Origin of the sequence: Streptomyces sp. cf386 (assembly GCF_900103585.1) — a bacterium.
Classification (GTDB): Bacteria; Actinomycetota; Actinomycetes; order Streptomycetales; family Streptomycetaceae; genus Streptomyces.
On record NZ_FNHV01000001.1, the window covers coordinates 741,505 to 750,386 of the forward strand.

7 protein-coding genes and 1 pseudogene are annotated in these 8,882 nt (G+C 71.2%); 7 read left to right on the forward strand and 1 reads right to left on the reverse strand.

Annotated features, from left to right (window positions below):
- The first annotated feature begins 64 nt into the window (after positions 1–64).
- The 7 genes from BLU79_RS03330 (at position 65) to BLU79_RS03360 (ending at position 8,296) form a co-directional block, all read left to right on the forward strand.
- On the forward strand, positions 65–940 hold the full coding sequence (locus BLU79_RS03330; RefSeq protein WP_256333118.1) for an ABC transporter ATP-binding protein: 876 nt from the start codon (positions 65–67) through the stop codon (positions 938–940).
- Between the two features lie 3 nt (positions 941–943).
- Entirely contained in the window at positions 944–3,511 is a 2,568-nt protein-coding gene (locus BLU79_RS03335) for an ABC transporter permease (protein ID WP_093904032.1), read from the forward strand.
- A gap of 46 nt (positions 3,512–3,557) precedes the next feature.
- The gene (locus BLU79_RS03340) at positions 3,558–4,463 is read left to right on the forward strand and encodes an LLM class F420-dependent oxidoreductase (RefSeq protein ID WP_093904033.1); all 906 of its coding nucleotides are present in this window, start codon (positions 3,558–3,560) and stop codon (positions 4,461–4,463) included.
- A 56-nt stretch (positions 4,464–4,519) separates the two neighbouring features.
- Positions 4,520–4,945, forward strand: coding sequence for a GNAT family N-acetyltransferase (locus tag BLU79_RS03345; RefSeq protein ID WP_093904034.1), 426 nt, complete (start codon positions 4,520–4,522; stop codon positions 4,943–4,945).
- Positions 4,946–5,089: 144 nt separating this feature from the next.
- A complete protein-coding gene (locus BLU79_RS03350) occupies positions 5,090–6,433 on the forward strand; it encodes a hemolysin family protein (RefSeq protein WP_093904035.1) in 1,344 nt (447 codons plus the stop codon).
- A complete protein-coding gene (locus BLU79_RS03355) occupies positions 6,430–7,443 on the forward strand; it encodes a hemolysin family protein (protein WP_093904036.1) in 1,014 nt (337 codons plus the stop codon). The genes BLU79_RS03350 and BLU79_RS03355 overlap by 4 nt, the downstream gene beginning before the upstream one ends.
- A 70-nt stretch (positions 7,444–7,513) precedes the next feature.
- Positions 7,514–8,296: an SGNH/GDSL hydrolase family protein gene (locus BLU79_RS03360; protein ID WP_093904037.1), complete on the forward strand. Its 783-nt coding sequence runs from the start codon at positions 7,514–7,516 to the stop codon at positions 8,294–8,296.
- 73 nt (positions 8,297–8,369) lie between these two features.
- On the opposite strand, the pseudogene BLU79_RS48570 reads toward BLU79_RS03360, so the two are convergent.
- A pseudogene (locus BLU79_RS48570) lies at positions 8,370–8,882 on the reverse strand (hypothetical protein); the annotation flags it as partial.

An 8,882-nucleotide genomic window follows, 5' to 3' on the forward strand; every position in this document is an offset into this window, starting at 1 on the left:
GTGGGGTGGATCACATTACGCTCGGCGGGGACGAGGAGTCCGTTACGTCCGTGAGGAGGCGGTCTTGTCCACAGCAGCTGCGGAGCACGCCCCGAAACCCGCGTCGGCCGACGGGATCGCGGCCCGCGCCCGCGCTCTGACCAAGGCCTACGGCTCGGGCGAGACCACGGTGCTCGCCCTCGACTCGGTGGACGTGGACATCGCGCGCGGCCGTTTCACGGCGGTCATGGGACCGTCGGGTTCCGGTAAGTCCACGCTGATGCACTGTCTCGCGGGCCTCGACGACGTCTCGGCGGGGCAGGTGTGGCTCGGCGACACCGAGATCACCGGGCTGCGGGACCGCGAGCTGACCCGGCTGCGACGGGACCGGATCGGGTTCATGTTCCAGTCGTTCAACCTCATCCCGACCCTGAACGCGGCCGAGAACATCACCCTACCCATGGACATCGCGGGCAAGAAGCCCGACGAGAAGTGGCTGGACCAGGTCATCGACACCCTCGGGCTGCGGGACCGGCTGAAGCACCGGCCGTCCCAGCTCTCCGGCGGCCAGCAGCAGCGCGTCGCCTGCGCCCGCGCGCTGGCCTCCCGGCCCGAACTGATCTTCGCCGACGAACCGACCGGCAACCTCGACTCACGGGCCGGCCTGGAGGTGCTCGGCTTCCTGCGGGAGGCCGTCGACCAGCTGGGGCAGACCGTGGTCATGGTCACCCACGACCCGGGCGCCGCCGCCCACTCCGACCTGGTGCTCTTCCTGGGGGACGGGCGGATCGTCGACGAGATGGAGCGGCCGACGGCAGAGGCCGTACTGGAGCGGATGCGCCTCTTCACCGGGACGAACCCCCAGACCCCCGGCTCCGACGTGATCCGCGACCAGTTCGACGACAGCGGACCCGCGCCAGGAGCGATCCCCACCGGCAACCCGTCGCCCGAGGAGCCCTGACCCGTGCTGAAGGCGACGCTCCGCAGCTTCCTCGCCCACAAGGGGCGGCTGCTGCTCTCCGCCCTGGCGGTGATCCTTTCCGTGGCGTTCGTCGCGGGCAGCCTGATCTTCTCGGACACCGTCAGCCGCACCTTCGACCGGCTCTTCGCCTCCACCGCCGCCGACGTCACCGTCACCCCGAGGGAGACCCTCGACGAGACGGTGCCCTCCGGACAGACCCTGACCCTGCCGGCCTCCCTGGCCGACCGCATCGCCAAGGTCGACGGCGTCGCGGCGGCCCGCCCGGAAGTGGACGTGCAGGGCCTCACCGTCGCCGACCAGAACCGTGAGTCGGTGGGCCCGACCACCGGTGCCCCCACGATCGGCACCGCCTGGAACCCGACCGAGCGCAGCCCCGTGGAGCTCACCTCGGGCCACGCACCGGAGGGCGACACTCAGGCGCTGATCGACGCGGACACCGCCGATAGCAAGAACGTACGGATCGGCGACCGCCTCACGGTCATCGGGCAGGAGGGCTCCTTCCCGGTCGAGGTCGTCGGCATCGTCACCTTCACGACCACCAATCCGGGTGCCGCGCTGGTCTTCTTCGACACCGCGACCGCACAGACGAAGTTGCTGGGCGACCCGAAGGGCGCCACCGGAATCTCGGTGGACGCGGCCGAAGGGGTCAGTGACGCGGAGCTGAAGCAGCGGGTGGCGGCCGCGCTGAACACGGACAACTACGAGCTGCGGACCGCCGCGGAGCAGGCCCAGTCGGACGTCGAACAGCTGGGCGGATTCCTCGACATCATCAAGTACGTCATGCTCGGCTTCGCCGGGGTCGCGGTCCTCGTGGGCGTGTTCCTGATCGTCAACACCTTCTCGATGCTGGTCGCCCAGCGCACCCGCGAGCTGGGCCTGCTGCGGGCACTCGGCGCCGACCGGCGCCAGGTGCGGCGCTCGGTCCTCACCGAGGCGCTGCTGCTCGGGCTGGTCGGCTCGACGCTGGGCCTCGCCGCCGGCATCGGACTTGCCGTCGGACTCATCGAGCTGATGGGTCTGATGGGCATGAACATCAGGGCGAACGAGATGGCCGTCGGCTGGGTGACCCCGGTCACCGCGTACGTCGTCGGCCTCGGCGTCACCCTCGTCGCGGCGTACCTCCCGGCCCGGCGCGCGGCCGGCGTCTCACCGATGGCGGCCCTCGCGGACGCCGAGATCGCCGATATCGGACGACCGCTGCGGATGCGCGCGGTGGTGGGCTCGGTGGTCGGGGCGGCCGGTGCGGCGGCGCTCGTGGGCTGTGCCGTGTCGTCGAAGACGTCGACGGCGGCGTCCCTGCTCGGTCTCGGCGTCCTGCTGACCCTCGTCGCAACCGTGATCGCGGGACCGCTGCTCGTACGGCCCGTGATCCGGGTGCTCGGCGGGGCCTTCCCCGCGCTGTTCGGCTCGATCGGCCGGATGAGCCAGCGCAACGCCCTGCGCAATCCGCGCCGCACCGGGGCCACGGCCGCCGCCCTGATGGTGGGCCTCGCGCTGGTCGGCGGAATGTCGGTGGCGAGCGCCTCCATGACCAAGTCGTTCGACGAGCAGATCGACAAGACGCTGGGCGCCGACTTCGTCGTGCAGAACAGCAACTTCGTACCGTTCCCGCGGGAGATCACCGAGAAGATCGACGAGACCGAGGGCGCGGGACTCGTCGTACGCTCGCAGTTCGCGACGATCGCGGTACGTCTGCCCGACGGCGACCGGGTGAAGACGACCGCCGCGGCGTACGAACCCGAGCTCGACAAGGTCGCCAACATCACCTACGCGCAGGGCGACACCGCTGCCGCGCTCGCGGACGGTCACCTGGCCATGGACAAGGACTTCGCCGAGGACCACGGCGTCAGCGTCGGCGACACGCTCCCCGTCGAGTTCCAGGGCGGTCGTAGGGCCGAGCTGACGGTGGGCGCCCTGACCGACCAGGAGTCCGCCGACGGGTTCGGCAGCCAGGGCGGGATCTACTTCGGCCTGGCCACCCTCGACAAGTACGCACCGGGCGGGCAGGACGCAGCCGTGTACGTCAACGCCGCCGCCGGCACGAGCGCGGGCGACCTGCGGGCCGGCCTGGAGAAGACGCTCGACCCGTATCCACAGGTGCAGGTCCGCGACATCGCCGACTACAAGGACCTGGTGCACGACCAGATCGCCGTACTGCTCTATCTCGTGTACGCCCTGCTCGGGCTCGCGATCATCATCGCGGTGCTCGGCGTCGTCAACACCCTCGCTCTGTCGGTCGTGGAGCGCACCCGGGAGATCGGGCTGCTGAGGGCCATCGGGCTGGCCCGGCGGCAGCTGCGCCGGATGATCCGGCTGGAGTCGGTGGTGATCGCCGTGTTCGGCGCGGTCCTGGGTCTCGCGCTGGGGCTGGTGTGGGGCGTGTGCACCCAGCAGGTGCTGGCGTTGCAGGGCATGACGGCGCTGGCGATCCCCTGGGGCACGATCGTCGGGGTGGTGATCGGCTCGGCGGTCGTGGGCGTCGTGGCGGCGCTGCTGCCCGCGTTGCGTGCATCGCGCATGAATGTGCTGGCGGCCATCGCGCACGAGTGATGGAATCGCGGCAGGCACTCAAGTCCCTGAAAGGCGAGGAGAGTTCATGTCGCAACCGGATGGCCCGCGTCCGTTCCGTTTCGGCGTCAACCTGTTGACGCCCGCCCCGGCCGTGGAGTGGCGGGCCAAGTGCCGCCGGGCCGAGGAGCTCGGCTACGACGTGATCCTGGTCCCCGACCATCTGGGCATGCCCGCACCGTTCCCGGCCCTGGTCGCGGCGGCCGAGGCGACCGAGCGGCCACGACTGGGCACGTTCGTGCTCAACGCGGGGTTCTGGAACCCGGCCCTGCTCGCCCGCGAGGTGGCGACGACCGACGCCCTGACGGGCGGGCGGCTGGAACTGGGACTGGGCGCGGGCTACGTACAGGCGGAGCACGACACGGCGGGTCTGCCGTTCGGCACTCCTCGCGAGCGCGTGGACCATCTGCGGCGCACGGTCGAGGAACTTCGGCGACTGCTCGGGGCCGAGTCGCACCAGCCGCAGCCGACGCAGAAGCCGCGCGTGCCGCTGCTGGTCGGCGGCAACGGCGACCGCGTGCTGCGGCTGACCGCCGAGCACGCCGACATCGCCGCGTTCGGGGGCGCGTACCCGGACCCGAAGAGCTCGACCGGGCGGCTGCTCCCCGTGACGGCCGAGCAACTCGACGAACGGGTGGCCCGCTACCGGAAGTTCGCGGCGGACCGGCCGGAACCGGCCGAGCTGAACCTGCTCCTCCAGATGGTGACCGTCACCGAGGACCGCGAGGCCGTGATCCAGCCCCTCCTCGACCGGGTACCGGAGCTGACCCTGGAGCAGGCTCTGGCGTTGCCCATCGTCCTGACCGGCACCCTGGAGCAGATCACCGCGCAGGTACTGACCCAGCGCGAGCGGTACGGATTCTCGTACCTGACCGTCCTGGAGCCGTACATGGAGGCGTTCGCCCCGGTGATCGAGCGGCTGCGCGCCAAGTAGCCGTCCGGATGCTGGAATTCCGCCCCCTGTCCCGGCACTCGTGATGAGATCACGGCATGACTGATCTGCGGATACGGGCCGCCACGGCCGATGACCTCGACAGTGTGCTGGCCTTCTGGAAGACGGCCGCCGAGGGCACGAGCATCAGCGACGACCGCAGCGGCGTGGAGCGGCTGGTCGCCCGCGACCCCGAGGCGCTGATCCTGGCCGAGCTGGACGGCGAGCCGGTCGGCACGGTGATCGCGGGCTTCGACGGCTGGCGCTGTCATCTGTACCGGCTGGCCGTGCATCCGGAGCGCCGCCGCCGGGGCATCGGCTCGGCGCTGCTGGCCGCCGCGGAGGAGAGGTTCGTACGGCTCGGCGGGCGGCGGGGCGACGCGATGGTGCTGACCCGCAACGAAACCGCTCACCATGTCTGGGGCGCGGCCGGGTACGCGCCCGAGGAGCAGTGGCGGCGGTGGGTGAAGCACCTCACAGACTGAAATACTTTGCCCGTCCTTTACTATTGGGGGACCACTTCGGTCCTCCAATGAAAGGTGTGAGCGTCCGCCCATGGGCGAGCCTCCCAGTAGACGACATCGCGCGATCCTCCCCACCCTGTCCGACGATGGGACGGAGGTGACCCGATGACCGAAGTGCTCCTCCTTCTGGTGGCGATCCTGCTGTCGCTCGCCTGTGGTGCCTTCGTCGCGGCCGAGTTCTCGCTGACCACGGTCGAGCGCAGCGAACTCGAACGGGCCGCGGAGCGCGGTGAGCGGGGCGCCGCCGGCGCCCTCAAGGCCGTACGGAATCTGACGTTCCAGCTCTCCGGAGCGCAGCTCGGCATCACCGTCACCAACCTGGTCGTCGGCATGCTCGCCGAGCCGTCGATCGCCGCGCTGATCGCGGGCCCGCTGGAGTCGCTCGGCATCTCCCGTTCGACGGCGAGCACGATCGCGCTGGTGATCGGCACCGCCCTGTCGACCGTCGTCCTGATGGTCGTCGGCGAACTGGTGCCCAAGAACTGGGCGATCTCCTCGCCGCTGGCCGTGGCCAAGCGGGTCGGGAACGCGCAGCGCTGGTTCAGCGCGATCTTCCGCCCCTTCATCACCCACCTGAACAACACGGCGAACCGCATCGTGCGCCGCTTCGGCGTGGAACCCACCGAGGAGCTTGCCGCCGCGCGCGGCCCCCAGGAGCTGGCCGCCCTCGCCCGGCACTCCGCCCGGGAGGGCGCCCTGGAGGCGGACACCGCCGAGCTCTTCGTACGGACCCTGAACCTGGCCGACCTGACCGCGGAGAACGTCATGACGCCGCGCGTCCAGGTCGTCGCCCTCGACGCCCAGGCGACCTGCGAGGACGTGGCGAACGCGACGCGGGCGACCGGGCTGTCCCGGTTCCCCGTCTACCGCGGCAACCTCGACTCGGTCGTGGGCACCGCGCACATCAAGGACATCCTGGCGGTGCCCGCCGAGCGCCGGCCCCGTGTCTCCGTCGCCGAGCTGATGCGCGAGCCGCTCCTCGTCCCCGAGACGCTCACCGTCGACCGGCTCCTCGACCGGCTGTCCGGCAAGCGCACCATGGCCGTGGTCATCGACGAGTACGGCGGCACCGCGGGCGTGGCCACGCTGGAGGACATCGTCGAGGAGGTCGTCGGCGAGGTGCGGGACGAGCACGACCCGCACGAGACGCCCGACCTCGCCGCCGCGGGCCGCGACGACGAGGGCCGGGCGCTGTTCTCGGCCGACGGTTCGGCGCGGGTCGACCACCTCGCGCGCGTGGGTCTGCGGGCGCCCGAGGGGCCGTACGAGACGCTGGCCGGTCTGGTCGCCACCGAGCTCGGCCGGATCCCCGCCGTCGGTGACCGCGTCGAGGTCGCCGGCTGGCGGCTCGACGTGGTGGACGCCGCGGGCCGCAGGGCCGCCCGGGTGCTGCTGCACGCACCGCTGGACGACATGGCGGAGCAGGACGAGAAGGAGGGTGGGCGATGACCGCCGTACAGCTGCTCATCGGTTTCGCGACGCTGGTCGTCAATGCCTTCTTCGTGGGCGCCGAGTTCGCGCTGATCTCGGTGCGACGCTCACAGATCGAGCCGTACGCCGAACAGGGCGACCGGCGCGCCAAGAGCGTGCTGTGGGGTCTGCAGCACGTGTCCGCGCTGATGGCGGCGGCGCAGCTCGGCATCACGCTGTGCACCTTGGTGCTCGGTGTGGTCGCGGAACCCGCCATCGCGCATCTACTGGAGCCGGTGTTCCACGCGGTGGGCGTGCCGGAGAGCGCCGGGCACGTGGTGTCGTTCGTGATCGCCCTGACGCTGGCCACGTATCTGCACATGCTGCTCGGCGAGATGGTGCCGAAGAACATCGCGCTGGCCGAGCCGGTGCGCAGCGCCCTGGTGCTCGGTCCGCCGCTGGTCACGCTGTCCCGGGCGCTGCGGCCGGTGATCTTCACGATCAACGCCTTCGCCAACGCGCTGCTGAAGCTGATGCGTGTCGAGACCAAGGACGAGGTCACGGCGACCTTCTCGGACGCCGAGCTGGCCCGGCTGGTGCGCGACTCCGGCGATGCCGGACTCATCGACGAGCGGGCGCGGGAGCGGCTGAACGACGCCCTGGAGCTCGGCCGTCGCCCGGTGCGTGACGTGGTGCTTCCGCTGGAACGCGTCGTCTACGCGCGCGTGGGCGTCACGCCGGAGGAGCTGGAGCGGCTGTCGGCCGAGTCGGGCTTCTCCCGCTTCCCGGTCGTCGACGAGGGCCGCCGCATCGTCGGCTACCTGCATGTGAAGGACGCGCTGGACGCCTCCCCGCGGGATGTGCCGCTCCAGGTGCGGGACATGCGGCCCATCGCGCGCGTGCGGGAGAGCACGCCGCTGGACGACGTGCTCACGGCGATGCGGGGCAGCCGTACGCATCTGGCGGCCGTGCTGGGCAGCGACGGCCTGCTGGCGGGGGTGGTGACCATGGAGGACGTGCTGCGGGAGCTGTTCGGACAGCGGGCCTGACCGCCGGCCACAGCGGTAACCCGGGCCGACCGACCGACGGGTATGTCGCCCCGGTACCATCTCTGTCGCCATGCAGACGAACCCCACTCACACCAGCCTGGTCGCCGTCGGCGACTCCTTCACCGAGGGCATGTCGGACCTGCTCCCGAACGGCTCCTACCGGGGCTGGGCCGACCTCCTCGCCGGACGGATGGCCGCCCGCGCCCCCGGCTTCCGGTACGCCAATCTGGCGGTGCGCGGGAAGCTGATCGGGCAGATCGTCGAGGAGCAGGTCGAGGTGGCGGCCGCGATGGGCGCCGATGTGATCACGCTCGTCGGCGGGCTCAACGACACGCTGCGACCCAAGTGCGACATGGGGCGGGTGCGCGGGCTCCTGGAGGAGGCCGTGGAGACGCTCGCGCCGTCCTGCAAGCAGCTCGTCCTGATGCGCAGCCCCGGCCGCCAGGGCCCGGTCCTGGAGCGGTTCCGGCCGCGCATGGAGGAATTGTTCGTCTGCATCGACGAACTGGCCGAACGGCACGGCGCGCTCGTCGTCGACCTGTACGGTGCCCCGTCGCTCTCCGACCCCCGCATGTGGGACGTGGACCGGCTGCATCTGACGCCCGAGGGGCATCGCCGGGTCGCCGAGGCGGTGTGGCAGGCGCTCGGTCACGACCCCGAGGACACCGAGTGGCGCACGCCGATGCCGGCCACGCTGCCGCCGGGGTGGGTCACGCGACGGGTCACGGACGTGCGGTTCGCGCGCCGGCATCTGCTGCCCTGGATCGGGCGGCGGCTGACGGGCCGGTCGTCCGGCGACGGAATGCCGCCGAAACGGCCGGAACTGCTGCCCTACGAGGGGCCGGCGGCGTAGGCCCGGACGGTCCTGGCCGCCCCGGGCCGGGGGTCAGGGGCGGAGGCCCCTGACCGCGCCGGCACCTGGTGCACTATCGACGGGACGTGGCCCGGCTTCGCCGGTACATGATGGTTCCGGCGATCAGCAGCGCCCCACTGGCCGCCACGCCCGCGATGACGCTCTCGGCGCCGGTGTCCGGCATCTGGGGGTGATCCGGCTTCTCGGACGGAGGCGTCGGGGGCTCGTGGTGGGGCGGCGTCTTGCTGGGCGTGGGTTCGGGTGTGTGCGGTTCCTCGTCGCCGTACCCGTCGCCGTACCCATAGCCGTAGCCGTGTTCGGTCGGCTTGTCGGAGCCGTAGCCCTCGTCGCTGGGCTCCTTGCCGTAGCCCTTGTCGCTCGACTCCTCGCCGTAGCCGTAGCCGTAGCCGTCGTCGCTCGGCTTCTCGGAGCCATAGCCATGGTCCTTCGGCTTCTCGGAGCCATAGCCGTCGTCGCTCGGCTTGTCGGATCCGTAGCCGTGATCCTTCGGCTTCTCTGACCCGTAGCCATGGTCCTTCGGCTTCTCTGACCCGTAGCCGTGATCCTTCGGCTTCTCTGACCCGTA

Coding starts and splice junctions, on each gene's coding strand:
- BLU79_RS03340 (WP_093904033.1), top strand. CDS start 3,558: ATGTCGCAACCGGATGGCCCGCGTCCGTTCCGTTTCGGCGTCAACCTG.
- BLU79_RS03345 (WP_093904034.1), top strand. CDS start 4,520: ATGACTGATCTGCGGATACGGGCCGCCACGGCCGATGACCTCGACAGT.
- BLU79_RS03350 (WP_093904035.1), top strand. CDS start 5,090: ATGACCGAAGTGCTCCTCCTTCTGGTGGCGATCCTGCTGTCGCTCGCC.
- BLU79_RS03355 (WP_093904036.1), top strand. CDS start 6,430: ATGACCGCCGTACAGCTGCTCATCGGTTTCGCGACGCTGGTCGTCAAT.
- BLU79_RS03360 (WP_093904037.1), top strand. CDS start 7,514: ATGCAGACGAACCCCACTCACACCAGCCTGGTCGCCGTCGGCGACTCC.